Annotated in this window: 24 protein-coding genes and 3 tRNA genes; 25 read left to right on the top strand and 2 right to left on the bottom strand. The window is 66.2% G+C overall.

Annotated elements, in window-relative coordinates; all coding sequences use genetic code 11:
- Positions 1–54: 54 nt before the first annotated feature.
- Positions 55–130: transfer RNA gene (locus O5O54_RS05305), tRNA-Val, on the bottom strand.
- 262 nt (positions 131–392) lie between these two features.
- Here O5O54_RS05305 and O5O54_RS05300 point away from each other — a divergent pair.
- From O5O54_RS05300 to O5O54_RS05185, 24 genes are all read left to right on the top strand, one after another.
- Positions 393–469: transfer RNA gene (locus O5O54_RS05300), tRNA-Asp, on the top strand.
- Between the two features lie 51 nt (positions 470–520).
- Positions 521–597 (top strand) — tRNA-Asp (locus O5O54_RS05295).
- 305 nt (positions 598–902) lie between these two features.
- Positions 903–1,268: an NADH-quinone oxidoreductase subunit A gene (locus O5O54_RS05290; protein WP_279479629.1), complete on the top strand. Its 366-nt coding sequence runs from the start codon at positions 903–905 to the stop codon at positions 1,266–1,268.
- A complete protein-coding gene (locus O5O54_RS05285; RefSeq protein WP_407061662.1) occupies positions 1,259–1,816 on the top strand; it encodes a NuoB/complex I 20 kDa subunit family protein in 558 nt (185 codons plus the stop codon). Before O5O54_RS05290 ends, O5O54_RS05285 begins: the two co-directional genes overlap by 10 nt.
- Positions 1,817–1,823: 7 nt before the next feature.
- On the top strand, positions 1,824–2,417 hold the full coding sequence (locus O5O54_RS05280) for an NADH-quinone oxidoreductase subunit C (RefSeq protein WP_279479626.1): 594 nt from the start codon (positions 1,824–1,826) through the stop codon (positions 2,415–2,417).
- A gap of 7 nt (positions 2,418–2,424) precedes the next feature.
- Complete coding sequence (locus O5O54_RS05275) at positions 2,425–2,844, top strand: GFA family protein (protein WP_279479624.1); 420 nt, start codon at positions 2,425–2,427, stop codon at positions 2,842–2,844.
- Position 2,845: 1 nt separating this feature from the next.
- Positions 2,846–4,036 (top strand): NADH-quinone oxidoreductase subunit D, encoded by a 1,191-nt coding sequence (locus O5O54_RS05270; protein WP_279479623.1) that lies wholly within the window; start codon positions 2,846–2,848, stop codon positions 4,034–4,036.
- 155 nt (positions 4,037–4,191) lie between these two features.
- Positions 4,192–5,379, top strand: a complete 1,188-nt coding sequence (gene nuoE, locus O5O54_RS05265; RefSeq protein WP_279479621.1) for an NADH-quinone oxidoreductase subunit NuoE — start codon at positions 4,192–4,194, stop codon at positions 5,377–5,379.
- A gap of 14 nt (positions 5,380–5,393) precedes the next feature.
- Positions 5,394–6,701, top strand: a complete 1,308-nt coding sequence (gene nuoF, locus O5O54_RS05260; protein ID WP_279479619.1) for an NADH-quinone oxidoreductase subunit NuoF — start codon at positions 5,394–5,396, stop codon at positions 6,699–6,701.
- 4 nt (positions 6,702–6,705) lie between these two features.
- Complete coding sequence (locus tag O5O54_RS05255; RefSeq protein WP_279479618.1) at positions 6,706–6,975, top strand: hypothetical protein; 270 nt, start codon at positions 6,706–6,708, stop codon at positions 6,973–6,975.
- A gap of 9 nt (positions 6,976–6,984) precedes the next feature.
- The gene (gene nuoG / locus O5O54_RS05250) at positions 6,985–9,060 is read left to right on the top strand and encodes an NADH-quinone oxidoreductase subunit NuoG (RefSeq protein ID WP_279479616.1); all 2,076 of its coding nucleotides are present in this window, start codon (positions 6,985–6,987) and stop codon (positions 9,058–9,060) included.
- Between the two features lie 15 nt (positions 9,061–9,075).
- Positions 9,076–10,122 (top strand): NADH-quinone oxidoreductase subunit NuoH, encoded by a 1,047-nt coding sequence (gene nuoH / locus O5O54_RS05245; RefSeq protein ID WP_279479614.1) that lies wholly within the window; start codon positions 9,076–9,078, stop codon positions 10,120–10,122.
- 98 nt (positions 10,123–10,220) lie between these two features.
- Complete coding sequence (nuoI, locus tag O5O54_RS05240; RefSeq protein ID WP_279479610.1) at positions 10,221–10,712, top strand: NADH-quinone oxidoreductase subunit NuoI; 492 nt, start codon at positions 10,221–10,223, stop codon at positions 10,710–10,712.
- A 117-nt stretch (positions 10,713–10,829) separates the two neighbouring features.
- Entirely contained in the window at positions 10,830–11,447 is a 618-nt protein-coding gene (locus O5O54_RS05235; RefSeq protein WP_279479608.1) for an NADH-quinone oxidoreductase subunit J, read from the top strand.
- 19 nt (positions 11,448–11,466) lie between these two features.
- On the top strand, positions 11,467–11,775 hold the full coding sequence (gene nuoK / locus O5O54_RS05230) for an NADH-quinone oxidoreductase subunit NuoK (RefSeq protein ID WP_055884692.1): 309 nt from the start codon (positions 11,467–11,469) through the stop codon (positions 11,773–11,775).
- Between the two features lie 10 nt (positions 11,776–11,785).
- The gene (nuoL, locus tag O5O54_RS05225; RefSeq protein ID WP_279479599.1) at positions 11,786–13,765 is read left to right on the top strand and encodes an NADH-quinone oxidoreductase subunit L; all 1,980 of its coding nucleotides are present in this window, start codon (positions 11,786–11,788) and stop codon (positions 13,763–13,765) included.
- Positions 13,765–15,276, top strand: coding sequence for an NADH-quinone oxidoreductase subunit M (locus O5O54_RS05220; protein ID WP_279479596.1), 1,512 nt, complete (start codon positions 13,765–13,767; stop codon positions 15,274–15,276). Before nuoL ends, O5O54_RS05220 begins: the two co-directional genes overlap by 1 nt.
- A 21-nt stretch (positions 15,277–15,297) precedes the next feature.
- Positions 15,298–16,743 carry an NADH-quinone oxidoreductase subunit NuoN gene (gene nuoN, locus O5O54_RS05215; protein ID WP_279479594.1) on the top strand — a complete coding sequence of 482 codons (1,446 nt, stop codon included), beginning with the start codon at positions 15,298–15,300 and terminating at the stop codon, positions 16,741–16,743.
- Between the two features lie 7 nt (positions 16,744–16,750).
- A complete protein-coding gene (locus tag O5O54_RS05210) occupies positions 16,751–17,521 on the top strand; it encodes a biotin--[acetyl-CoA-carboxylase] ligase (protein WP_279479593.1) in 771 nt (256 codons plus the stop codon).
- A 149-nt stretch (positions 17,522–17,670) separates the two neighbouring features.
- Entirely contained in the window at positions 17,671–19,284 is a 1,614-nt protein-coding gene (locus tag O5O54_RS05205) for a ribonuclease J (RefSeq protein ID WP_279479918.1), read from the top strand.
- 81 nt (positions 19,285–19,365) lie between these two features.
- Positions 19,366–19,632: a DUF1467 family protein gene (locus O5O54_RS05200; protein WP_279479591.1), complete on the top strand. Its 267-nt coding sequence runs from the start codon at positions 19,366–19,368 to the stop codon at positions 19,630–19,632.
- A 393-nt stretch (positions 19,633–20,025) separates the two neighbouring features.
- The gene (proS, locus tag O5O54_RS05195; RefSeq protein ID WP_279479590.1) at positions 20,026–21,348 is read left to right on the top strand and encodes a proline--tRNA ligase; all 1,323 of its coding nucleotides are present in this window, start codon (positions 20,026–20,028) and stop codon (positions 21,346–21,348) included.
- A gap of 80 nt (positions 21,349–21,428) precedes the next feature.
- Positions 21,429–22,655, top strand: coding sequence for a lipoprotein-releasing ABC transporter permease subunit (locus O5O54_RS05190; protein ID WP_279479917.1), 1,227 nt, complete (start codon positions 21,429–21,431; stop codon positions 22,653–22,655).
- Positions 22,652–23,344 carry an ABC transporter ATP-binding protein gene (locus O5O54_RS05185; protein WP_279479587.1) on the top strand — a complete coding sequence of 231 codons (693 nt, stop codon included), beginning with the start codon at positions 22,652–22,654 and terminating at the stop codon, positions 23,342–23,344. Before O5O54_RS05190 ends, O5O54_RS05185 begins: the two co-directional genes overlap by 4 nt.
- Positions 23,345–23,387: 43 nt before the next feature.
- On the opposite strand, the gene O5O54_RS05180 is transcribed toward O5O54_RS05185, so the two are convergent.
- A complete protein-coding gene (locus O5O54_RS05180; RefSeq protein WP_279479585.1) occupies positions 23,388–24,305 on the bottom strand; it encodes a DMT family transporter in 918 nt (305 codons plus the stop codon).
- 77 nt (positions 24,306–24,382) lie between these two features.
- On the opposite strand from O5O54_RS05180, the gene O5O54_RS05175 reads away from it, so the two are divergent.
- Positions 24,383–24,979: a TetR family transcriptional regulator C-terminal domain-containing protein gene (locus tag O5O54_RS05175; RefSeq protein WP_279479583.1), complete on the top strand. Its 597-nt coding sequence runs from the start codon at positions 24,383–24,385 to the stop codon at positions 24,977–24,979.
- Positions 24,980–25,040: the final 61 nt, after the last annotated feature.

The raw sequence follows: 25,040 nt of genomic DNA, 5'->3' as shown, positions 1-25,040 counted from the left end.
TTCCAACCCTGGCCGCCGCGGAGCCGAAGCCATCGCGTCGGCAATGGGAGGGGCTGGTGGGCGATGACGGACTCGAACCGCCGACATCCTCGGTGTAAACGAGGCGCTCTACCAACTGAGCTAATCGCCCTTCGGGTGGGGAATAAGCGTTTCTGCCATCTTGGGTCAAGGGGATGAGGTGGCCGCTTGCCGCCGGCTGCGATCGCCCGCAAGATTCGACCCGGTAGACGGGACAGGGAGCGCGGCGGGCACGTGATTCCGCTTGCGCGCGGCACGCTATCTCCTTGCGCTGCCACCGTTTTCAATTCGCTTGCGAAAGCGCGTTGACAGACGCCGAGGGAGCCCGTAAACGACCGCTCATGCCGCTGACGGACACGCCAGCGACACAATGCGCGGGTGTAGCTCAGTCGGTTAGAGTGCCGGCCTGTCACGCCGGAGGTCGCGGGTTCGAGCCCCGTCACTCGCGCCATTGCCTTTTGACGATCCACGTCGTTTCCGGCATCCGGTAGCGGCGACATGCGCGGGTGTAGCTCAGTCGGTTAGAGTGCCGGCCTGTCACGCCGGAGGTCGCGGGTTCGAGCCCCGTCACTCGCGCCATTCTCCCCGCCTGACCTCCTTCCTCTTCCTCGAGTTCGCAGCGCAACCGCTGCGTCGCATCGTGCTCCCGGTGCCCTTGCGTTGCCGTCGCCGCAAAGTTTGTTCGGGCCTGTCCAAGCCGTCCGGATGCTGCTTGCGTCCACATTAGGAAGGGTCTAATCCTCGCCGCAATGCGAAGGGCGAAGCGTGGCCGTTGGACGCATTGAACCCGTCCGCCAGCCACTTACGTCCCCGTCAGGTCTCATAGCCGCATCGCCGCGGCCGATGCGCGGTTCCGCGCAGCCGGCCAAGAGGAAGACCCGCTTGTGAACGAGCTTCTCGCCTCCTACCTGCCGATCGTGATCTTCGTCGGCGTCGCGCTCCTTATCGGGGTCGCGCTTCTCGTGTCGCCGTTTCTCCTCGCCTTCAAGGCGCCGGACGACGAGAAGCTCTCGGCCTACGAATGCGGTTTCGACGCGTTCGACGATTCGCGCATGAAGTTCGACGTCCGGTTCTACCTGGTGTCGATTCTCTTCATCATCTTCGATCTCGAAGTGGCGTTCCTGTTTCCCTGGGCGGCGTCGTTCGGCGACCTCGGTTGGGCCGGCTTCTGGTCGATGATGGTGTTCCTCGGCGTCCTGACCGTCGGGTTTGTCTATGAATGGAAGAAAGGTGCCCTCGAATGGGATTGAACCCCGGTACCGCGCCCTTCGCCGAGCGGTCCGACCTGCAGGTCTCCCCTGCGGCCGATCCGTTCGTCGCTGAAGTCAACAACGAGCTGGCCGACAAGGGCTTCATCGTCACCTCCACCGAGGATCTCATCCAATGGGCGCGCACGGGCTCGCTGATGTGGATGACCTTCGGCCTCGCGTGCTGCGCGGTCGAGATGATGCAGATGTCGATGCCGCGCTACGACGGCGAGCGCTTCGGCTTCGCGCCACGCGCCTCGCCCCGCCAGTCCGACGTGATGATCGTCGCCGGCACCTTGACCAACAAGATGGCCCCGGCGCTGCGCAAGGTCTACGACCAGATGCCGGAGCCCCGCTACGTCATCTCGATGGGCTCCTGCGCCAACGGCGGCGGCTACTATCACTATTCCTATTCGGTGGTGCGCGGCTGCGACCGCGTGGTGCCGGTCGATATCTACGTGCCGGGCTGTCCGCCGACCGCCGAGGCGCTTCTCTACGGCGTGCTGCTTCTTCAGAAGAAGATCCGGCGCCTCGGGACGATCGAGCGTTGAGGTCGGAATGAACGAGCTTGCGGAAAATCTCGGCACGCTGCTCGGCGGCAAGATCGTCCAGTCGGAGATCCGGCTCGGCGAACTGACGCTGACCGTCGCGCCGCAACATCTGGTCGAGGTCGTGACGCTTCTGCGCGACGATCCGCAGTGCCAGTTCAAGTCCTTCATCGACCTGTGCGGCGTGGACTATCCCGCGCGCGTCGAGCGCTTCGACGTCGTCGTCCATCTCCTGTCGCCGTATCTGAACCAGCGCATTCGCGTGAAGGTCGCCACGGGCGAGGACGAGCCCGTGCCGTCCATCACCGGCGTGTTTCCGGGCGCCGATTGGTTCGAGCGCGAGGCCTACGACCTCTACGGGATCCTGTTCACCGGCCATCCGGATCTTCGCCGCATCCTCACGGACTACGGCTTCGAGGGCCATCCGCTGCGCAAGGACTTCCCACTGACCGGCTTCGTCGAGGTTCACTACGACGAGCAGCTCAAGCAGGTGGTCTACGAACCCGTCGAGCTTCGCCAGGAGTTCCGTCAGTTCGACTTCCTCTCGCCGTGGGAGGGCACCGATTACGTGCTGCCCGGCGACGAGAAGGCCAAGGCGAACTGAGGGCGCGATGGGCGAGCGCCTGAACGGACGATGCCTGTGCGGTGAGTCCCGCTTCCAGGCGCGGGTCCTGAAGAACGAGGCCGACGCATGCCATTGCGGCATGTGCCGTCGCTGGGCCGGCGGCGCCTATGTCGGCGTGGAGGTCGAGGATCTCGACTTCGCGCCGGGCGCGCCGCTGATCGCCTACCGTTCGTCCGAATGGGCGGAGCGCATCTCCTGCGCGCGGTGCGGCGGCGGTCTCGCCTGGCGCATGGTGGACGGCTCGATGGCCAACGTTCCGCTGGCCGTCTTCGATCCGCCGCTCGACCTGCCGCTCGCCGTCGAGATCTTCATCGACGAGAAACCGTCGGGCTACGCTTTCGCCGGCTCGACGCACAAGATGACCGGGGCCGAAGTGGCGGCCGCATTCGCCGGCAGGGAAGGCTGACATGGCCAAGATCGACGTCCGCAACTTTAACATCAATTTCGGCCCGCAGCACCCGGCCGCGCACGGCGTGCTGCGCCTCGTGCTGGAGCTCGACGGCGAGAACGTCGAGCGCGTCGATCCGCATATCGGCCTTCTGCACCGCGGCACCGAGAAGCTGATCGAGCAGAAGACCTACCTCCAGGCGATGCCCTATTTCGACCGGCTCGACTACGTCGCGCCGATGAACCAGGAGCATGCGTTCTGCCTCGCGGTGGAGCGTCTGGCCGGGGTCGAGGTGCCGATCCGCGGCCAGCTCATCCGCGTCCTCTACAGCGAGATCGGCCGTATCCTCTCGCACCTCCTCAACGTGACGACCCAGGCCATGGACGTCGGCGCGCTGACCCCGCCGCTGTGGGGCTTCGAGGAGCGCGAGAAGCTCATGGTCTTCTACGAGCGCGCGTCCGGCGCGCGCCTCCATGCGGCCTATTTCCGGCCCGGCGGCGTCCACCAGGACCTCGACCCGAAGCTCGTCGACGACATCGGCGTCTGGTGCGACGAGTTCCTGCCGCGCCTCGCCGACATCGACGAGCTCCTGACCGAGAACCGCATTTTCAAGCAGCGCAACGTCGATATCGGCGTCGTCAGCCTCGAGGATGCCTGGGCCTGGGGCTTCTCTGGCGTCATGGTGCGCGGTTCGGGCGCCGCATGGGACCTGCGCAAGTCGCAGCCCTACGAGTGCTACGACCAGATGGAATTCGACATTCCCATCGGCAAGAACGGCGACTGCTACGACCGGTACCTCATCCGCATGGAGGAGATGCGTCAGTCGACCGCCATCATGAAGCAGTGCGTCGAGCGGCTTCAAGGCCGCGACCGGGCAGGGCCGTTCGCTTCGACCGAGGGCAAGGTCGTGCCGCCCAAGCGCGGCGAGATGCGCCGGTCGATGGAAGCGCTGATCCATCACTTCAAGCTCTACACCGAGGGCTTCCACGTGCCTGCGGGCGAAATCTACGCGGCCGTCGAGGCGCCCAAGGGCGAGTTCGGCGTCTATCTTGTGGCGGACGGCACCAACAAGCCCTACCGCTGCAAGATCCGCGCCCCCGGCTTCGCCCATCTCCAGGCTATGGACTTCCTCTGCCGCAACCACATGCTAGCCGACGTTTCGGCCATCCTGGGGTCGTGCGACATCGTGTTCGGCGAGGTCGATCGCTAGCCGGTCCGGCCTGACCGAAGCGCCCCGGTCCGGGGCGTTCGAAATTCGAGGAGACACAGTGTCCGGCAAGGGTTCGGGCGCTGGTCTTTCATGCTTAATGTGTTAGAACGCGCCGCAACACGGGTGTGTTGGAACCGTTCTGAAGTCGAGGTCCGATGTCCGTCAGACGTCTTGCGGAAGATGCCGTTCAGCCTCAGGGTTTCGCCTTTTCGGCGCAGAACGCCGAATGGGCCGAGGCGACGATCCGCAAATATCCCGAAGGGCGCCAGCAGTCGGCCGTCATTCCCTTGCTTATGCGCGCGCAGGAGCAGGACGGATGGGTGACCAAGGCCGCGATCGAGCATGTGGCCCAGCGGCTGCGCATGCCCATGATCCGCGTCCTCGAGGTGGCCACCTTCTACACGCAGTTCCAGCTCGCGCCGGTCGGCACCCGCGCCCATGTCCAGGTCTGCGGCACGACGCCCTGCATGCTGCGCGGCTCGGATGACCTCAAGCGCGTCTGCCGCGAGAAGATCCACGAGCATCCGTTCCACCTGAACGAGAGCGGCACGCTCTCGTGGGAGGAGGTCGAGTGCCTCGGCGCCTGTGTCAACGCGCCGATGGTGATGATCTTCAAGGACACCTACGAGGATCTGACGGGCGAACGCCTGGCCGAGATCATCGACGCGTTCGATCGCGGCGAGGGCGCTTCCGTGAAGAAGGGTCCGCAGATCGACCGTCATCTGTCGGTGCCGGTCGGCGGCCTGACGACGCTCAACACGTTCGACGACGAAGAGGGCGAGGGTGAGGACGAGGCTCGCAAGGCGCCTCAGTCCGAGGGCTCGTCCGCGCCGAGTGCCGGAGGCGCGGGTGTCGCGCCCTCGCAGGCCGGCCGGGTCGATACGCATGCGCCCGAGACCGACCCGACGATCAAGGGTCCCGAGGGCGCGCCGAAGACCCATCCCGCCGCCGAGGAAGCCAAGAGCGTCGATCTGACCGACGGGGCCGCCGAAGGGCGGACCGGCGGCACGCAGCAGGGTCCGACGGGCGCGGCGTCCACCGATGCCGCAGCAGAGCAGAAGAAGGCCGAGACGGTGGACGGCGAAGCCCGCACCGACGGCCCGCTGAGCAGCAAGGGCGCCGCCGCCGAGGATGCCGTGGTGCAGGAGCACAAGCGCGTGGACGACGAGGGTCGTCCGTCGCCGGCCAGCGGCTCGGAGGACCTTTCGGGCAAGGACCACACGGCGACCGGCACGCTGGAGGCCAACCGCACCGAGACGTCGGACGTTCAGCCCGGCCCGGACATGGGCAAGGGCGAGCCGGCCAAGGGGCGCCGGGGCACCAAGCCCAAGGCGTCGGAATAGGCGAGGATCGGAACATGCTTCAGGACAAGGACCGGATCTTCACCAACATCTACGGCCTTCGGGACAAGAGCCTGAAGGGCGCGATGAAGCGCGGCCATTTCGACGGGACGGCCGACATCATTGGCAAGGGCCGCGACTGGATCATCAACGAGATGAAGGCGTCCGGCCTGCGCGGCCGCGGCGGCGCGGGCTTCCCGACGGGTCTCAAGTGGTCCTTCATGCCGAAGGAAGTCGGTGAGCGGCCGCACTATCTCGTCGTCAACGCCGACGAATCCGAGCCCGGGACCTGCAAGGACCGGGAGATCATGCGCAACGACCCGTTCACGCTGATCGAAGGCTGCGTGATCGCCGGTTTCGCCATGGGCGCGCATGCCGCCTACATCTACGTTCGCGGCGAATACATCCGCGAACGCGAGGCGCTGCAGCTCGCGATCGACGAGTGCTACGATGCGGGGCTGCTCGGCCGCGACAACAAGTGCGGCTGGGACATGGACGTCTTCGTCCACCACGGCGCCGGCGCCTATATCTGCGGCGAGGAGACCGCGCTGCTCGAGAGCCTTGAGGGCAAGAAGGGCCAGCCGCGCCTCAAGCCGCCGTTCCCGGCCAACATGGGCCTCTACGGCTGCCCGACGACGGTCAACAACGTCGAGTCGATCGCGGTCGCGCCGACGATCCTGCGTCGCGGCGGCGGCTGGTTCGCCGGCATCGGCCGTCCCAACAACACGGGCACCAAGCTCTTCTCGATCTCGGGCCACGTGAACCGGCCCTGCACGGTCGAGGAGGCGATGGGCATCCCGTTCCGGGAGCTGATCGACCGCCACTGCGGCGGCGTGCGGGGCGGCTACGACAATCTCCTGGCGGTGATCCCCGGCGGCTCATCCTGTCCGCTGGTGCCCGGCGAGCAGATCCTCGACGCGCCAATGGACTTCGACGGCATGCGCGAGGTGAAGTCCTCGTTCGGTACGGCCGCCGTGATCGTCATGGACAAGTCCACCGACATCGTCCGCGCGATCGCCCGGCTCGCCTATTTCTACAAGCACGAGAGCTGCGGCCAGTGCACGCCGTGCCGCGAGGGCACGGGCTGGATGTGGCGCGTGATGGAGCGCATGGTCGTCGGCAACGCGCAGAAGCGCGAGATCGACATCCTGCTCGACGTGACCAAGCAGGTCGAGGGCCACACGATCTGCGCGCTGGGCGACGCGGCCGCTTGGCCGATCCAGGGCCTGGTGCGCCATTTCCGCCCGGAGATCGAGCGCCGCATCGACGAGTTCTCCCGCAACGCCGACGCGGATCGCAAGCCGATCCTCCAGGCTGCGGAGTAAGACCGTGAGCGAGAGCGATACGCTCCAGAGCATGTTCCGGCTTCTCCATGAGATCCGGTCGAAGCAGGGCGAACACGACTCTCGCTTCAGTCGTATCGACAACCAGCTTGCTGGACTGAACAAGAGATTCGACGACTGGCAGGAAACGACGGCCACCCGACTCGGCCTCGCTACCCACGCCAACCTCCGCAACACGGCCATCGAGGCCGAACTCGAAGCCCTGAAGCGCCGCGTTGAGGCGCTGGAAGGCTCGCTGCGCCCGACGGGGCACTGAGAGAAGCCAATGGCAAAGATCAAAGTCGACGGCAACGAGATCGAGGTTCCCGACCACTACACGCTGCTGCAGGCGGCGGAGGAGGCGGGTGCCGAAATTCCGCGCTTCTGCTTCCACGAGCGCCTGTCGGTCGCCGGCAACTGCCGCATGTGTCTGATCGAGGTGAAGGGCGGCCCGCCCAAGCCGGCGGCCTCCTGCGCCATGGGCGTGCGCGACCTGCGTCCCGGCCCGAACGGCGAGGCGCCCGAGATCTTCACCAACACGCCGATGGTGAAGAAGGCCCGCGAGGGCGTCATGGAATTCCTGCTGATCAACCACCCGCTGGATTGCCCGATCTGCGATCAGGGCGGCGAGTGCGATTTGCAGGACCAGGCCATGGCCTTCGGCGTCGATTCCTCGCGCTACAAGGAGAACAAGCGCGCGGTCGAGGACAAGTACATCGGCCCCCTCGTGAAGACGATCATGACGCGCTGCATCCACTGCACGCGCTGCGTCCGCTTCACGACCGAGGTCGCCGGCATTTCCGAGCTCGGTCTCGTCGGCCGCGGCGAGGATGCCGAAATCACGACCTATCTCGAGCAGGCGATGACCTCCGAGCTCCAGGGCAACGTGATCGACCTCTGCCCGGTCGGCGCCCTGACCTCGCGTCCCTACGCCTTCCAGGCGCGGCCGTGGGAGCTGTCGAAGACGGAATCCGTCGATGTGATGGACGCCGTCGGCTCGGCCATCCGCGTCGATACGCGCGGCCGTGAGGTCATGCGCATCCTTCCGCGCATCAACGACCTCGTCAACGAGGAGTGGATCTCCGACAAGACGCGCTTCGTCTGGGACGGCCTTCGAACGCAGCGCCTCGACCGGCCCTATGTGCGCCGCGACGGGCGGCTGCAGCCGGTCTCCTGGCCGGAGGCCTTCGAGGCGATCCGCCAGAAGCTGTCCGGTGTCGCGGCCGACCGCGTCGGTGCCATCGCCGGCGACCTGTCGGCGGTCGAGGACATGTGGGCGCTCAAGCGCCTCATGGGCCAGCTCGGCTCGGCGAATCTCGACTGCCGCCAGGACGGCGCGAAGCTCGACCCGGCCGACGGCCGGTCGTCCTATCTGTTCAACACCACGATCGCCGGTATCGAGGAGGCGGACGCGCTCCTGATCATCGGCGCCAACCCGCGCTTCGAGGCGCCCGTCCTCAACGCGCGCATCCGCAAGCGCTGGCGCCGCGGCGACTTCCCGGTCGGCTTCATCGGCGAGAAGGTCGACCTGCGTTACGCGACCACCTATCTCGGCGCCGGCCCGCAGACGCTTTCCGACATCGAGAACGCCAACGGCGAGTTCTTCGACGCGTTGAAGAATGCCGCCAAGCCCATGATCATCGTGGGGCAGGGCGCCATCTCCGGCGAGAACGGCGCCGACGTCCTGGCGAGCGTCGCGGCGCTCGCCCGCGAGATCGGTGCGGTCACCGACGGCTGGAACGGCTTCAACGTCCTGCACACCGCCGCCGCGCGCGTCGGCGGTCTCGACATCGGCTTCGTGCCGGGCGAGGGGGGCAAGACGGCGGCCGAGATGGCGGTTGGTGGCGTCGACGTCCTGTTCAATCTCGGCGCGGACGAGATCGAGATCGCGCCGGGCGCCTTCGTGGTCTATGTCGGCACCCATGGCGACAAGGGCGCGCATCGCGCCGACGTCATCCTGCCCGGCGCCGCCTATACCGAGAAGTCGGGCACCTGGGTCAACACCGAAGGCCGGGTCCAGACCGGCTCGCGTGCTGGCTTCCCGCCGGGCGACGCGCGGGAGGAGTGGGCGATCTTCCGCGCGCTCTCGGCAGTTCTCGGCCAAGCGCTGCCCTTCGACTCGCTGGGTGCCCTGCGTCGCGACCTCGCGGCCGCGCATCCGGTGTTCGCCGGAGCCGAACTCCAGGCCGCGGATGCCGGAGCGATCACGACGCTGGCCGACCGGGCAGGGGCGCCTTCCGGCGCCGCGTTCCGCCCGAGCATCGGCGACTTCTATCTGACGAACCCCATCGCCCGGGCCTCCAAGGTCATGGCGGAATGCTCGCGCCTCGCGCATGCCGAGCATCTCGAAGCGGCCGAGTAAGGACGGTACGAACCCATGGAGCTGTTCTCCGCCTATATCTGGCCCGCCCTCGTCATCATCGGACAGAGCCTTCTGTTCCTGGTGGTCCTGCTGGTTCTGATCGCCTACATCCTGCTCGCCGACCGCAAGATCTGGGCGGCCGTCCAAATGCGTCGCGGTCCCAACGTCGTCGGCCCCTTCGGCCTGTTCCAATCCTTCGCCGACCTTCTGAAGTTCGTGCTGAAGGAGCCGGTGATCCCGGCCTCGTCCGACAAGGTCGTGTTCCTGCTTGCGCCGCTCGTCGCGGTGACGCTGGCGCTCGCAACCTTCGCGGTCGTGCCGGTGGCGGACGGCTGGGTGATCGCCGACATCAATATCGGCATCCTCTACATCTTCGCGATCTCGTCGCTCGAAGTGTACGGCGTCATCATGGGCGGCTGGGCATCGAACTCGAAATACGCCTTCCTCGGCGCGCTCCGCTCGGCGGCGCAAATGGTGTCCTACGAGGTCTCGATCGGCTTCGTGATCGTCACCGTCCTGCTCTGCGCGGGATCGTTGAACCTCAGCGAGATCGTCCTGTCGCAGTCCACGGGCGTCGGAACGGCCGTCGGCCTGCCGTCGAGCTTCCTCGACTGGTACTGGCTGCCGCTCTTCCCGATGTTCATCATCTTCTTCATCTCAGCGCTCGCCGAGACGAACCGGCCGCCCTTCGACCTTCCGGAGGCCGAGTCCGAACTGGTCGCCGGCTTCATGGTCGAGTACGGCTCGACCCCGTACATGATGTTCATGCTCGGCGAGTATGCGGCCATCACCCTGATGTGCTGCCTGATGACCATCCTGTTCATGGGTGGCTGGCTCCCGCCCTTCGGCTTCGCGCCGTTCACCTGGGTGCCCGGCGTCATCTGGTTCCTCGCCAAGGTCGCGCTGTGCTTCTTCATGTTCGCGATGGTGAAGGCCTTCGTGCCCCGCTACCGCTACGACCAGCTCATGCGCCTGGGCTGGAAGGTCTTCCTGCCGCTCTCGCTCGGTATGGTGGTCCTGGTCGCCCTCGTCCTCCAGCTGACCGGCTGGGGCGCCGCCTGATCCGGCGCGGGGCCTGATCGGCCCCGCCGCCCGCCTATGAATGCAACGGCGAGGCGCCGCCTCGCACCAAGCTCCGCTTTCGGAGATCGGATCGTTCGATGAGTGCTCTGGCTCAGTCCGTCAAATCCCTGTTCCTGATCGAGTTCGTGAAGGCGTTCCGCCTGTCGATGCGCTACTTCTTCGCGCCGAAGGCGACGGTGAACTACCCGTTCGAGAAGGGTCCGGTCAGCCCGCGCTTCCGCGGCGAGCACGCGCTGCGCCGCTATCCCAACGGCGAGGAGCGCTGCATCGCCTGCAAGCTCTGCGAGGCGATCTGCCCGGCGCAGGCGATCACGATCGAGGCCGGCCCGCGCCGCAACGACGGCACGCGCCGCACGGTTCGCTACGACATCGACATGGTGAAGTGCATCTATTGTGGCTTCTGCCAGGAGGCCTGCCCGGTCGATGCGATCGTGGAAGGCCCGAACTTCGAGTTCTCGACGGAAACGCGCGAGGAACTCTACTACGACAAGGAAAAGCTGCTCGCGAACGGCGACCGTTGGGAGCGTGAAATCGCCCGCAACATTGCGCTGGACGCGCCGTACCGCTAATCCGCACCGTGTGGCGCCCCGCTCGGCGCCGCGCTCCGAACCGAATCTTCCGGCGGCGAACGGGCCATCCGTCCGCCCGCCGCGTCATGCTACCGCGATTTCAGGGGGAGCCCGACAATGTTGGGGCTGCAAGCCTTCTTCTTCTACGTCTTCGCCATCGTCTCCGTCGGTTCGGCGATGATGGTGGTGCTCTCCCGCAATCCGGTCCACTCGGTCCTGTTCCTGATCCTGACCTTCGTGGCGGCGGCCGGGCTCTTCCTCCTGACGGGGGCCGAGTTCCTGGCGCTGATCCTGATCGTCGTCTATGTCGGCGCGGTGGCGATCCTGTTCCTGTTCGTCGTCATGATGCTGGACCTCGACTTCGGTCGCATCAAGCAGGGTGCCCTTCAGTATGCGCCCATCGGCGCGGTGATCGGCCTGATCCTGCTCGCCCAGCTCGTCATCGCCGTGACGGGGAGCTACTACGACCCGCAGCTGAGCGCACAGACCGTCCTGCCGACGCCGCCGCTGGAGCAGCTTTCCAACATCGAAGCGCTCGGGCACGTGATCTACACCCGCTACATCCTGTTCTTCCAGATGGCGGGCCTGATCCTCTTCGTCGCTATGATCGGCGCGATCGTGCTGACCCTGCGCCACAAGCCGGGTCTGAAGCGCCAGTCGATCCCGACCCAGGTCGCGCGCAACCCGGCCACCGCGATCGAGGTGGTGAAGGTCGAGAGCGGCAAGGGCATCTGAGGCGGATAGGAAAAGAACCATGGCTGTCGGTCTCGGACATTATCTCACGGTCGCCGCGATCCTCTTCGTTACGGGGGTCTTCGGCATCTTCATGAACCGCAAGAACATCATCACGATCCTCATGTCGGTCGAGCTGATCCTCCTGTCGGTGAACCTCAACCTCGTCGCCTTCTCGGCCTTCCTGAACGATCTGGCGGGGCAGGTCTTCGCCCTGTTCATCCTCACGGTTGCGGCCGCCGAGGCTGCGATCGGCCTGGCGATCCTGGTCGTCTTCTTCCGGAATCGCGGCTCGATCGCCGTCGATGACGTCAACACGATGAAGGGCTGAGCGCGCGGCGATGTATACCCTGATCGTCCTCCTGCCGCTGGTCGGCTTCCTCATCGCCGGCCTGTTCGGCAACCGGATCGGCGCCGCGGCGTCCGAATACGTGACCAGCGGCCTCGTGATCGCGGCGGCCGTCCTGTCCTGGATCGGCTTCCTGTTCTTCGGCGGCGAGACCCTGCACATCCCCGTTCTTCAGTGGATGCAGGCCGGCAACCTCGACATCGCGTGGCAGCTGCGCATCGACCGCCTGACGCTCGTCATGCTGGTCGTCGTCAACACCGTGTCGGCGCTCGTCCACGTGTACTCGATCGGGTACATGCACCACGACGACTCCCGTCCGCGCTTCTTCGCCTACCTCTCGCTCTTCACCTTCGCGATGCTCACGCTCGTGACGGCCGACAACCTCGTGCAGATGTTCTTCGGCTGGGAAGGCGTCGGTCTCGCGTCCTATCTCCTGATCGGCTTCTGGTACCAGAAGCCCTCGGCCAACGCCGCAGCGATGAAGGCCTTCGTGGTCAACCGCGTCGGCGACTTCGGCTTCCTGCTCGGCATCTTCGGCCTGTTCGTGGTGTTCGGCTCGGCCAACCTGAACGACATCTTCGCCGGTGCCGGTCAGATGGTCGGCACGATCTATCCCGAAGGCGGAGAGGCGGCCGCCAACGCCGCCGCGCCGATCCTCGAGTTCGCGGGCTACTCGCTCTCGGCCGGCGGCGCGATGACGGTGATCTGCCTGCTGCTCTTCATGGGCGCGATGGGCAAGTCTGCGCAGATCGGCCTCCACACCTGGTTGCCGGACGCGATGGAAGGCCCGACCCCGGTCTCCGCGCTGATCCACGCGGCGACCATGGTCACCGCCGGCGTCTTCATGCTGGCCCGCCTGTCGCCGGTCTTCGAGCTCAGCCATTCGGCGCTAACCTTCGTCACCTTCATCGGCGCGACCACGGCCTTCTTCGCGGCCACGATCGGCCTCGTCCAAAACGACATCAAGCGCGTCATCGCCTATTCGACCTGCTCGCAGCTCGGCTACATGTTCGTGGCGCTCGGCGTCGGCGCCTACGGCGCGGCGATCTTCCACCTGTTCACGCACGCCTTCTTCAAGGCGCTCCTGTTCCTCGGCGCCGGCTCGGTGATCCACGCCGTCGACGGCGAGCAGGACATGCGCAACATGGGCGGCCTCCGGAAGCACATCCCGATCACCTACTGGACCATGATGATCGGGACGCTGGCGCTGACCGGCTTCCCGTTCACGGCCGGCTACTACTCCAAGGACGCGATCATCGAGAGCGCGTTCGCGGGCGAGAACGCCTTTGCCATGTACGGCTACATGATGACCGTGATCGCCGCGGCGCTGACGAGCTTCTACTCCTGGCGCCTCGTCTTTCTCACTTTCCACGGCAAGCCGCGCGCGAGCCACGAGGTGATGCACCACGTCCACGAGTCGCCGCCGGTCATGACCGTGCCGCTCTACGTGCTGTCCGTCGGCGCGCTGCTGGCCGGTATCGTGTTCTATCCCTTCTTCCTGGGCGACAACTACGAGACCTTCTGGCACACGGCGCTCTTCGCCGGCCCCGAGAACCACATCATCCACGAGTATCACCACGTTCCGGCGCTGGTAGTGTGGTCGCCGACGATCGCGATGGCGCTCGGCTTCGTCCTCGCCTACGTCTTCTACATCCGTCAGCCGCAGCGCCCCGCGCAGATGGCCGCGCGAAACCCGGGCCTCTACCAGTTCCTCCTCAACAAGTGGTACTTCGACGAGCTCTACGACTTCCTGTTCGTGCGCTCGGCCAAGTGGCTCGGCCGCTTCCTGTGGAAGAAGGGCGACGTTGCGGTCATCGACCGGCTCGGCCCGGACGGCATCTCGGCGCGGGCGCTCGACGTCTCGGGCTGGGTGGTGCGCCTCCAGACCGGTTACCTCTACCACTACGCCTTCGTCATGCTGATCGGCGTCGCCGCGCTGGTGACCTTCATGATGTTCCGGGGAATGCTCTGATGTCCGGCTGGCCGATCCTATCGACCATCACCTTCGCGCCGCTGGTCGGCGTGCTGATCATCCTCTTCACCCGGGACGATTCCGAGCTCGCGCGCCGCAACATCCGCAACGTCGCGCTGCTCGTCACCATCTTCACCTTCGTCCTCTCGCTCTTCATCTGGATCGGCTTCGACAAGTCCGTCGCGGGCTTCCAGTTCGTGGAAGAGGCCGAGTGGCTTTCGGGCGGCATCGCCTACCGGATGGGCGTCGACGGCATCTCGATGCTGTTCGTGATCCTCACGACCTTCCTGATGCCGATCTGCATCCTGGCCAGCCGCGACTCCATCACCGTGCGGGTGAAGGAGTACATGATGGCCTTCCTGGTGCTCGAGACGCTCGTCATCGGTGTCTTCTGCGCGCTCGACATCGTGCTCTTCTACCTCTTCTTCGAGGGCTCGCTGATCCCGATGTTCCTGATCATCGGCGTCTGGGGCGGCAAGCGGCGCGTCTACGCGTCCTACAAGTTCTTCCTCTACACGTTCCTCGGCTCGGTGCTGATGCTCGTCGCCATCATGGCGATGTACTGGACCGCCGGCACGACCTCGATCCCCGAGCTGCTGGCCTACCAGTTCCCGGCCTCCATGCAGACCTGGCTCTGGCTCGCGTTCTTCGCCTCTTTCGCGGTGAAGATGCCGATGTGGCCGGTCCATACCTGGCTGCCGGACGCGCACGTCGAGGCGCCGACGGCGGGCTCGGTGATTCTGGCGGGCATCCTCCTGAAGCTCGGCGGCTACGGCTTCCTGCGCTTCTCGCTGCCGATGTTCCCCCTGGCCTCGGCCGACTTCGCGCCCTTCGTCTTCGTGCTTTCCGTCGTCGCGATCATCTACACCTCGCTGGTCGCGCTGATGCAGGAGGACATCAAGAAGCTGATCGCCTACTCTTCGGTCGCGCATATGGGCTTCGTGACCATGGGCATCTTCGCGGCCAACGAGCAGGGCGTGCAGGGCGCGATCTTCCAGATGCTCAGCCACGGCCTCATCTCGGGCGCGCTGTTCCTCTGCGTCGGCGTCGTCTACGACCGCATGCACACCCGCGACATCGCGGCCTATGGCGGCCTCGTGAACCGCATGCCCGCCTATGCCGCGATGATGCTGCTGTTTACCATGGGAAATGTCGGCCTTCCGGGCACGTCCGGCTTCGTCGGCGAGTTCATGACGCTGATGGGCGTATTCCGCGTGAACTCCTGGGTCGCGATCTTCGCCGCGACGGGCGTCATCCTCTCGGCCGCCTACGCGCTGTGGCTCTACCGCCGCGTGATCCTCGGTGCGCTCGACAAGGACAGCCTCAAGTCGATCCTCGACCTGACGCCGCGCGAGAAGGCGCTTCTCTATCCGCTGGCCGTCCTGACCATCTTCTTCGGCGTCTATCCGATGCCTGTCTTCAACGTGACGACGGCCTCCGTCGACCAGCTCCTGTCGAGCTACACGGCAGCCATCGAAGCGGCGTCCAGCGTCGCCTCGATCCAGAACTAAGAGAACGGGCAGGGCGAACCGATGTTTTCGCAATTCGTGGCTGACAGCCTTCCCATCGTCGGACCGGAGCTGATCCTCGCGGTCGGGGCGATGGCCCTGCTGATGATCGGAACCTTCCTCGGCGAAAAGAGCGCCGGGCTCGTCACGTCGCTGACGGTCGGCACGATCCTCTTCGCGCTGGTCTGGCTCCTGTTCGCGACTCCGCTCGGCGTCGCCTTCGGCGGCTCGGTCATTCTCGATCCGTTCGCCCGCTTCATGAAGGCGTTGGTGCTGATCGGCGCGGCCGCCGCCGTCCTGATGTCCACGGGCTACGCGCAGCGCGAGCGCTTCGCGAACTTCGAGCTGCCGGTCCTGATCGTGCTCTGCACCACGGGCATGCTGGTCATGGTCTCGGCGGGCGACCTGATCGCCCTCTATATGGGCCTCGAACTCCAGTCGCTCGCGATCTACGTCATTGCAGCGATCCACCGCGACCACGTGAAGTCCACGGAGGCCGGCCTCAAGTACTTCGTGCTCGGCGCGCTGTCCTCCGGCATGCTGCTCTACGGCGCCTCGCTGGTCTACGGCTTCACCGGCCAGATCGAGTTCCGCGCCATCGCCGAGGCCGTCGCGCAGGACGGTGCCCGCACGCTCGGCCTGATCGTCGGCCTCGTCTTCGTCCTCGCGGGCCTCGCGTTCAAGATCTCCGCCGTGCCGTTCCACATGTGGACGCCCGACGTCTACGAAGGCGCTCCGACGCCGGTCACCGCGCTTCTCGCGGGCGCGCCCAAGGTCGCGGCCATCGCGCTCCTCACGCGCTTCACCGTCCAGAGTTTCGGCCCGATGACGGCCGACTGGCAGCAGGTCGTGGTGTTCCTCTCGATCGCCTCGATGCTCTTCGGCTCCTTCGCCGCGATCGGTCAGCGCAACATCAAGCGGCTGATCGCCTATTCCTCGATCGGCCACATGGGCTACGTGCTGGTCGGCCTCGCGGCCGGCACGCAGGCCGGCGTCCAGGGCGTCCTGATCTACATGGCGACCTACATCACCATGACCCTCGGCACCTTCGCGCTGATCCTCGCGATGCGCCGCCGCGACGGCATGGTGGAGGACGTCTACCAGCTCGCCGGCCTGTCGCGCACCAACCTGCCGATGGCGGTCGCCATGACGATGCTAATGTTCTCGCTGGCTGGCGTGCCGCCGCTCCTCGGCTTCTGGGGCAAGTGGTACGTCTTCAGCGCGGCCGTCGGCGCCGGGCTGATCCCGCTCGCGGTGATCGGCGTGATCGCCTCGACGGTCGGCCTGTTCTACTATCTGCGCGTCGTGAAGGTGATGTGGTTCGACGAGCCGCTCGCCGGGTTCGAGCCGATGAGCATGGAACTGAAGCTGGTGGCGGGCGTCGCGACGCTCTTCATCTTCCCCGCCTACATCGTCTTCGCCGGTCCGCTCTTCGCGGCGGCTGCGGCGGCGGCGCAGACTTTCTTCTGATCGGGGAATGATGAAGCGGCCCGCCGGGCTCAGGCGACATCTCGCGCTGGACGAAGTGGGCTCGACGAACGTCGTCGCGCTGGAGGCTGCACGGTCGGGCGATCCCGGCCGGCTCTGGATCACCGCGGCCCGCCAGACGGCGGGTCGTGGCCGTCGTGGCCGCAGTTGGGCGTCCGAGCGGGGCAATCTCTACGCCACGCTGCTCCTCGTCGATCCGGCGTCGGACGAGCATGTCGTGGACCTGCCGCTGGTGATCGCGCTGGGCGTGCGCAACGGCCTTGCGAAGCTCCCGGGCCTCGATCCCGATGTCGTGCGCATCAAATGGCCGAACGACATCCTGTTCGCAGGTGCCAAGTCGGTCGGGATCCTCCTGGAAAGCGAGCGGGGGGCCGATGGGCGCCGCGCCGTTGCCGTCGGCTGCGGCATCAATGTCACGACCGTGCCGGATGGGACTCCCTACGCCGTCACGAGCCTTCGCGCCGCCGGCTACACCGGCACGCTGGACGCGGTTTTTGCTAGCGTCGCGGAAGGTGTCGAGGCGGCTCTGGACTTATGGGACGCGGGTCGCCACTTCAGCGAGGTGAGGGCGGAATGGCTGCGCCATTCGGTCGGCCGCGGCGAAGCCTGCCGGATCAACCTGCCAGACGGAACGGCGGTCGAGGGCGTCTTCGTCGATCTCGACGCCGGCGGCCGCCTGGTGCTCGATCGGGGGCAGGGCGAGCGGCGCCACTTTTCGGCCGGCGATCTGTTCTTTCTGCGCAACGCGCCCGGCGCTTGAGCCTTTCCGGCTCGCGCCGCAACGAATCTCCGGGAAGCCCCCGGCCTGTGAATGACGAAAGACGGCATGCGTCCGCATGCCGACAAGGAAAGTGTGAACGCTTGAACGAGCTAGTTTTCGTGCCGCTGGGCGGCATCGGCGAAATCGGAATGAACTTCGGCCTCTACGGCTACGGCCCTCCGGGCCAGCGGGAATGGATCGCGGTGGACTGCGGCGTCTCCTTCGCCGGGCCGGAATTTCCGGGCATCGACCTCGTGATGCCCGACCTGTCCTTCATCGAGGCGCGCCTCGACCGGCTGAAGGCCATCATCATCACCCATGCGCACGAGGACCACTACGGCGCCGTCCTCACGCTCTGGCCGCGCCTTAAGGCGCCGGTCTACGCAACCCCCTTCACCGCCGCGCTGCTCCAGGCCAAGCGCGAGGGCGAGCCCGGCGCGCCCAAGGTGCCGCTGGAAATCTTCAAGGCGGGTGACCGCTTCGACATCGGCCCGTTCTCGATCGAGGCGATCAACGTCACGCACTCGATTCCCGAACCGGTGGCGCTCGCCATCCGCACCCCGGCCGGCACCGTGCTTCACACGGGCGACTGGAAGATCGACGCGACTCCGGCGCTCGGCGCCCCGACCGATGAGAAGCGCCTGCGCGAGATCGGCGACGAGGGGGTCTTGGCGCTGGTCTGCGATTCCACCAACGCCATGCGCGAGGGCGTCTCGCCTAGCGAGCAGGACGTGACGCAGTCCCTCTCGCAGATCATCCGCGAGGCGAAGGGGCGCGTCGCCATCACCACCTTCTCCTCCAATGTCGGGCGCGTGCGCTCGATCGCGAAGGCCGCGGCCGACGCCGACCGGCAGGTGCTCCTCCTCGGCCGTTCGATGAAGCGCGTCGCCGATGTGGCCGAGGAGCTCGGCTATCTCGAAGGCATTGCGCCCTTCGTCAGCGAGCAGGACTTCGGCTACCTGCCGGCCGACAAGGCCGTCATCGTCCTCACCGGCAGCCAGGGCGAGCCGCGCGCGGCGCTCGCCAAGCTCGCGCGCGATGAGCACCCGACGGTAGCGCTCTCCAAGGGCGATACGGTGATCTTCTCGTCGCGCTCCATTCCGGGCAACGAGAAGGCGATCCTCGACATCAAGAATGCCCTGATCGAGCGCGGCGTGCGGGTGATCGAGGACCACGACCAGCTCGTTCACGTCTCCGGCCACCCCCGCCGGAGCGAGCTGCGCCAGATGTACGAATGGGTGCGGCCGAAGATCGCGGTGCCCGCGCATGGCGAGGCGGCGCACCTGATGGCCCATGCGCAGCTTGCGCGCGAACTCGGCGTGTCCGAGGTCGTCACCATCCGCAACGGCAAACTCCTGCGCCTCGCGCCCGGCGCCGCGACCGTGATCGACGAGGTGCCGGTCGGCCGCATCTACAAGGACGGCCACCTCGTCGGCACGGCCGACCAGATGGGCATCGGCGAGCGCCGCCGCCTGTCCTTCGCCGGCCACGTCTCCGTGCTGGTGGAGCTCGATCCGAAGCTCGAGCTCGACATCGACCCCGAGGTCGTCGCCATGGGGCTGCCCGAAAAAGACGAGGAGGGCGAAGAGTTCGTCGACGTCCTGATGGAGGCGGCCGCCGGCGCGGTGGAGAGCATCCCGCGCGGTCGGCGCAAGGATCTCGAACTCGTGCGCGAGGCGGTGCGTCGCGCGGTGCGCGGCGAAGCCTACGACGTCTGGGGCAAGAAGCCGGCGGTCACCGTCTTCGTCACCCGCGCCGGCTGACGCCACGCTAAAGCCGCATCGGTCGGCTTCCTGATCCGGGTGCAGTCGCTCGGATCCGGGCGTTTCGAAGGGGAGGGACGCATGGGCATTCTTACCGCGATCGCGATCTACTTCGTCATCTGGTGGACGGTTCTGTTCCTCGTCCTGCCCATCCGGATGCGGTCCCAGGCGGACGAAGGCGACATCGTGCTCGGCACCGCCCACAGCGCGCCCGCGCAGTTCAGCCTGGCCCGCACGGCGTTCTTCAACACGCTTCTGGCGACCGCTGTCTTCGCCCTGTTCTATCTCGTGACGGAGGTCTGGGGCATCGGCCCGGGCTCGTTCCCGCACATCGTGCCCGGAACCTGATCCGGAAATCTGCACAAAAAAAATGCGAAGCTCGCGCTTCGCATTTTTAGGTGCTCCGTCCGGGTTTTCATCCGATGTCGAGATCGGGGCAGCGCCTACAGCGCGCCGAAAACCGCGTCCTCCCAAACTGGACCGAGCGAGTCGCGCCTTGAAAGCGCTTGTCGTGACAGGCCCTATCTATGCGGCTGCAAGGGGTGTTGTCGACTCGAATGATGACGTTTGTGACATTTTTCCGTCGCCCTGCCTTAAATCTCGGCAAGCTCGTTTCTCGGTCGGCTTGGCTTGCTTCAAACCGTCCGGCGCCGCGCCCGATCGCTTCCCAAGGTCGGGGCGAGTGGTTAAGAGCAGGCTGACGTCTCGTCTCCCGTCCGAACGCGAACCTCGCGAGTTTTCATGCGTCTGTCCCGCTACTTCCTCCCGATCCTGAAAGAGACCCCGAAGGAAGCCGAGATCGTGTCGCATCGGCTGATGCTGCGCGCCGGCATGATCCGCCAGCAGGCGGCTGGCCTTTATTCCTTCCTGCCGCTCGGCAAACGCGTGCTCGACAAGGTCACGAAGATCATTCGCGAGGAGCAGGACCGGTCCGGCGCCATCGAGCTGCTCATGCCGACCATCCAGTCGGCCGACCTCTGGCGCGAGAGCGGGCGCTACGACGACTACGGCAAGGAGATGCTGCGCATCCAGGACCGCCATGAACGCGATCTCCTCTTCGGCCCGACCAACGAGGAGATGATCACCGACATCTTCCGGTCCTACGTGCGCTCCTACAAGGATCTGCCGCTCAACCTCTACCACATTCAGTGGAAGTTCCGGGACGAGGTGCGCCCCCGCTTCGGCGTGATGCGCTCGCGCGAGTTCCTGATGAAAGACGCCTACTCGTTCGACATCGACTACGAATCATCCAAGACCGCCTACGACCGCATGTTCGTGGCGTATCTGCGCACCTTCGCCCGCATGGGTCTGAAGGCGATCCCCATGCGCGCCGACACCGGCCCGATCGGCGGCGAACTCTCCCATGAGTTCATCATCCTCGCCTCCACCGGCGAGTCGGAAGTCTTCTGCCACAAGGACTATCTGGAAATGGCCGTGCCGGGCGAGGGCGTCGATTTCGGCGACGCCGCCGCGCTGGCTGCCACCGTCCAACAGTGGACGACGCCCTATGCGGCGACGGAGGAGATGCACGACGAGGCGGCCTGGAACGCCGTGCCCGAAGCCGATCGCCTCGCCGCGCGCGGCATCGAGGTCGGCCACATCTTCCATTTCGGCACCAAGTATTCCGAGCCGATGGGCGCGACGGTCACCGGGCCGGACGGCAAGGAAGTGCCCGTGCAGATGGGCTCCTACGGCATCGGCCCGAGCCGCCTGATCGCCGCCATCATCGAAGCGAGCCACGACGAGAACGGCATCGTCTGGCCGAAAGGCGCCGCGCCCTTCGACGTCGGCCTCATCAACATGAAGCCCGGCGATGCCGACTGCGACGCCGTCTGCGAGCGGCTCTATGCCGAGTTGCAGGCCGCCGGCCACGACGTCCTCTACGACGACGAGGATACGCGCGCCGGCGCCAAGTTCGCCACGATGGACCTGATCGGCCTGCCGACCCAGGTTATCGTCGGCCCTCGCGGCGCCAAGGCCGGCGAGCTCGAGCTCAAGGATCGCGCGACAGGCGCCCGCGAGACGCTGCCCGTCGGCGACCTCCTGGCCCGGCTGTCCGCGTGAACCGCAGCGAGACCCTGGAGGCCGCCGTCCACGGCGGGGAGGCGCCGGGCAAGACCCGCCCCTTCTCGCGCTTCGAGTGGATGATCGCGGGCCGCTACCTGCGCTCGCGACGCCGCGACGCGGGCGTGTCGGTGATCGCCGGCTTCTCCTTCATCGGCATCATGCTGGGCGTCGCCGCGCTCATCATCGTCATGTCGGTGATGAACGGGTTTCGCGGCGAACTCCTGACCCGCATTCTCGGCGTGAACGGCCATGTGATCATGCAGCCGATCGACACGCCGTTGACCGACTACGACGCGGTGGCCCAACGCGTCGCGGGCGTGCCGGGCGTCGCCTACACGATGCCCCTCGTTCAGGGTCAGGTGCTGGCGACCGGCGCAGGCTCGACCTCCACCGGCGCACTGGTCAAGGGCGTGCGTGGCGCCGACCTCCAGAAGCTGACGCCTGTCTCGAGCAACATCCAGCTCGGCTCGATCGACCATTTCGACACGAGCCAGGGCGTGGCCATCGGCTCGCGGCTGGCCGAATCCCTCGGCCTGACGCTGGGCGCCTCGATCACGCTCGTGTCGCCCGAAGGCGACGTCACCCCGCTCGGCGTCACCCCGCGCGTGAAGGCCTATCCGGTGGTCGCGATCTTCGAGATCGGCCTCTCGGAATACGACGCGTCCTATGTCTACATGCCCTTGTCGGAGGCGCAGCTCTTCTTCAACTCGGAGGATAAGGCGCAGTCGATCGAGATCTTCCTCGACAATCCCGATCAGGTCGCCTCGATCCAGGCCGCGATCGAGCAGGCCGCCGGACGCCCGAACTACACCGTCACCTGGCAGCGCATGAACGAGAGCTTCTTCTCGGCGCTGGAGGTCGAACGGAACGTCATGTTCATCATCCTGACGCTGATCGTGCTGGTCGCCGCGCTGAACATCATCTCCGGCCTTTTCATGCTGGTGAAGGACAAGGGCCGCGACATCGCCATCATGCGCACGATGGGCGCGACGCGGGGCTCGATCATGCGCGTCTTCCTGATCACCGGCGCCTCGATCGGGGTCGCCGGCACGCTCGCCGGCTTCGTACTCGGCACGCTCTTCTGCCTCAACATCGAGAACCTCCGGCAGTTCTTCTCCTGGGTGTCCGGCACCACGCTCTTCAACCCGGAATTCTACTTCCTGTCGCGCCTGCCGGCCGAGATCGACCCGAGCGAGGTCGTCACCGTGGTCGCCATGGCCATCGGCCTGTCGTTCCTCGCCACGATCTTCCCATCCTGGCAGGCCTCGAAGCTCGATCCGGTCGAGGCGCTGCGCTACGAATGAGCACGAATCCCTCTCTTCGCCTGACGGAGGTCGAGCGGCACTACAGCCAGGGCGAGACCCGTCTGACGATCCTCGACAGGGCCGACATGGAGATCGGCGCCGGCGAGATGGTCGCGCTCGTCGCCCCGTCCGGCGCCGGCAAGTCGACGCTCCTTCACATCGCCGGCCTCCTGGAGAAGCCCGACGGCGGCGACGTCTTCGTCAACGGCACCTCCTGCGCCGGCCTGGACGACGCCGGCCGCACCGAGATGCGCCGTTCCTCCATCGGCTTCGTCTACCAGTTCCACCACCTCCTGCCCGAGTTCTCGGCGCTGGAGAACGTGATGCTGCCGCAGCTCATCCGCGGCCTGCCCCACAAGGTCGCGTCAGACCGGGCGCGGATGCTGCTCGAATACATGCGCCTCGGCCAGCGGGTCACGCATCGCCCGGCCGAGCTGTCGGGCGGCGAGCAGCAGCGCGTGGCCATAGCCCGCGCCGTCGCCAACAATCCCTATGTGCTCCTCGCCGACGAGCCCACCGGCAACCTCGACCCCTCGACTTCGTCCTACGTCTTCGAGGCCATGACGGCCCTCGTCCGCCAGTCCGGCGTCGCGGCCCTGATCGCGACCCACAATCACGACCTCGCCCGCCGCATGGACCGCGCGGTGACGCTCAAGGGCGGAAAGATCGTGGACCACGTGCTGGGGTAGGGGGCGGGTCCATCGCTCCTCCGCTAGCCCGCGCCGCGCCCAGTCATGACGCGCGTGTCCGGCTGTCCACGCAGGCGTGCGTCGCGCCACACGGCGCTGAAACCGTGACATCCCGCTGCCGTCCGAGACCCGGGCTGAGGTACCAGATCACGGCGGCCAGAACGATGGCGCCTCCCACGAGCGCTCCCATGCCCGGGCGCTCCGAGATTACAAGCCACACCCAGAGCGGACCCAGCACCACGTCGAGCAGCGATATGAGCGCCGCTTCCGTGGACGGAATGTGACGTCCCCCTTCCAGGAACAGTAGGAAGGACAGGGCCGTCGTCAGGATGCCAAGTCCGGCGGCAAACAGAAGGGTCCTGGGGTCGGGCACCGTGCCCGAGACGAGCGGAGCCGCCACGAGGACGCAGAGACACGCGGCAACGGCATTGACCCGCGTCAGGTGGAGACGGCCGAAGCGGCGTGTCATGACGAGAAGCCCGGCAAAAGTGACGGTCATCACGACCGCGAGCCCGTTCCCCGCCAAATCCGCCAACCGAAGCGACTGGCCAGCGACCAGCACGACACCCGCCAGCGACACGGCGCTGGCTACGAGCATTCGCGCCGTACAGCGCTCCTTCAGCAGGATCCAGGCAAGGCCGGCGGTCATGAAGGGAAGGGTGGCGTAGACGATGAGGACGTTCGCCACGCTCGTCAATGTCAACGAGGCGGCATAGGCGGCCATTGTGACGGCCGCGAGGATCGAGGCGCCGACCCCTATCCAACCGAACGTCGCACCCGGCGAAGGCCTCAAGATCGAGATCGCGAAAAGTGCCGCTCCGGCGAAGGCGCATCGCCAGAAAATCAGATCCCAGACCGGTAGATCGATCAGGCGCACGAAAAGGCCGGCCAAGCTCCAGAGAAGAGCCGCAACCGTTACGAGCAGGAGCCTGTACCTGCGTCGATGCGTAACTGCGTGCATGCTTCTCCTCCACGAATCTAAGACGACCGGTCTAATGGTAGCGTTGACTATCCAAGACGACCAGTCTATTTTTTGGTATGGCCAAAAGAGACACACGCGAGATCCTGATTGAGGAAGGCGTCAAAGCCTTTCTGGCGCGAGGCTTCGAAGGGATCGGGATTCAGCCCATCCTCTCAGGCGCGGGCGTCCCGAAGGGCTCCTTCTACAATTTCTTTCCGAGCAAGGAGGCCTATGCGATCGCGGTGATCGATGCCTATGCGGCACGATACCAGGCGATTCGGCGGGCGGCCTTCGAATCCTCCGGCTCGCCGCTGCAGCGGATGCGGCGATACTTCGAGGCGTTGGAGGCCAAGGGGGAGCAGCCCGGCGAAACGGCGGGGTGCCTTTACGGCGTCCTGTCGCAGACCAGCGCCCCGCACAGCGAGGCCTTGAGAGCGCGGCTGAAATCCGCCTTCGCCGACTGGCGCTCCGACATGACGAGCCTTCTCGACGAGGCGAGAGCGTTCGGCGAGCTGGCGCCGACGGCCGACACGGTGGCTCTGTCCGATGCTATCATCGACGCCTACGAGGGCGCCGCCGTGCGAATGCGCGCGGAAGGCGATGCGGCCCCGATGCGACGCTTTCGCGAGAAGACGATGGAAGCGCTTCTCGCCGCCAATGCCAGACGCCTCTGACGGAAGAATTCCCTCCAGCTCGGCCGACGGCTTAGCCCAGGAAAAGCTGAAACTTAATCTC

It is taken from the genome of Aureimonas sp. SK2, from assembly GCF_029813115.1.
Classification (GTDB): Bacteria; Pseudomonadota; Alphaproteobacteria; order Rhizobiales; family Rhizobiaceae; genus Aureimonas.
Note: the sequence above shows the minus strand (reverse complement) of the source record. Positions and strands in the feature narration are given on the sequence as shown.

Bases quoted from the DNA above. Each gene is read 5' to 3' on its own strand.
- O5O54_RS05280 (WP_279479626.1), top strand. From the start codon at position 1,824: ATGAACGAGCTTGCGGAAAATCTCGGCACGCTGCTCGGCGGCAAGATC.
- O5O54_RS05220 (WP_279479596.1), top strand. From the start codon at position 13,765: ATGTCCGGCTGGCCGATCCTATCGACCATCACCTTCGCGCCGCTGGTC.
- O5O54_RS05180 (WP_279479585.1), bottom strand. From the start codon at position 24,305: ATGCACGCAGTTACGCATCGACGCAGGTACAGGCTCCTGCTCGTAACG.
- nuoG (WP_279479616.1), top strand. From the start codon at position 6,985: ATGGCAAAGATCAAAGTCGACGGCAACGAGATCGAGGTTCCCGACCAC.
- O5O54_RS05200 (WP_279479591.1), top strand. From the start codon at position 19,366: ATGGGCATTCTTACCGCGATCGCGATCTACTTCGTCATCTGGTGGACG.
- O5O54_RS05270 (WP_279479623.1), top strand. From the start codon at position 2,846: ATGGCCAAGATCGACGTCCGCAACTTTAACATCAATTTCGGCCCGCAG.
- O5O54_RS05175 (WP_279479583.1), top strand. From the start codon at position 24,383: ATGGCCAAAAGAGACACACGCGAGATCCTGATTGAGGAAGGCGTCAAA.
- proS (WP_279479590.1), top strand. From the start codon at position 20,026: ATGCGTCTGTCCCGCTACTTCCTCCCGATCCTGAAAGAGACCCCGAAG.
- O5O54_RS05235 (WP_279479608.1), top strand. From the start codon at position 10,830: ATGTTGGGGCTGCAAGCCTTCTTCTTCTACGTCTTCGCCATCGTCTCC.
- nuoF (WP_279479619.1), top strand. From the start codon at position 5,394: ATGCTTCAGGACAAGGACCGGATCTTCACCAACATCTACGGCCTTCGG.
- nuoL (WP_279479599.1), top strand. From the start codon at position 11,786: ATGTATACCCTGATCGTCCTCCTGCCGCTGGTCGGCTTCCTCATCGCC.
- O5O54_RS05205 (WP_279479918.1), top strand. From the start codon at position 17,671: ATGAACTTCGGCCTCTACGGCTACGGCCCTCCGGGCCAGCGGGAATGG.
- O5O54_RS05185 (WP_279479587.1), top strand. From the start codon at position 22,652: ATGAGCACGAATCCCTCTCTTCGCCTGACGGAGGTCGAGCGGCACTAC.
- O5O54_RS05190 (WP_279479917.1), top strand. From the start codon at position 21,429: ATGATCGCGGGCCGCTACCTGCGCTCGCGACGCCGCGACGCGGGCGTG.
- nuoI (WP_279479610.1), top strand. From the start codon at position 10,221: ATGAGTGCTCTGGCTCAGTCCGTCAAATCCCTGTTCCTGATCGAGTTC.
- nuoN (WP_279479594.1), top strand. From the start codon at position 15,298: ATGTTTTCGCAATTCGTGGCTGACAGCCTTCCCATCGTCGGACCGGAG.
- nuoH (WP_279479614.1), top strand. From the start codon at position 9,076: ATGGAGCTGTTCTCCGCCTATATCTGGCCCGCCCTCGTCATCATCGGA.
- nuoE (WP_279479621.1), top strand. From the start codon at position 4,192: ATGTCCGTCAGACGTCTTGCGGAAGATGCCGTTCAGCCTCAGGGTTTC.
- nuoK (WP_055884692.1), top strand. From the start codon at position 11,467: ATGGCTGTCGGTCTCGGACATTATCTCACGGTCGCCGCGATCCTCTTC.
- O5O54_RS05285 (WP_407061662.1), top strand. From the start codon at position 1,259: ATGGGATTGAACCCCGGTACCGCGCCCTTCGCCGAGCGGTCCGACCTG.
- O5O54_RS05275 (WP_279479624.1), top strand. From the start codon at position 2,425: ATGGGCGAGCGCCTGAACGGACGATGCCTGTGCGGTGAGTCCCGCTTC.
- O5O54_RS05210 (WP_279479593.1), top strand. From the start codon at position 16,751: ATGATGAAGCGGCCCGCCGGGCTCAGGCGACATCTCGCGCTGGACGAA.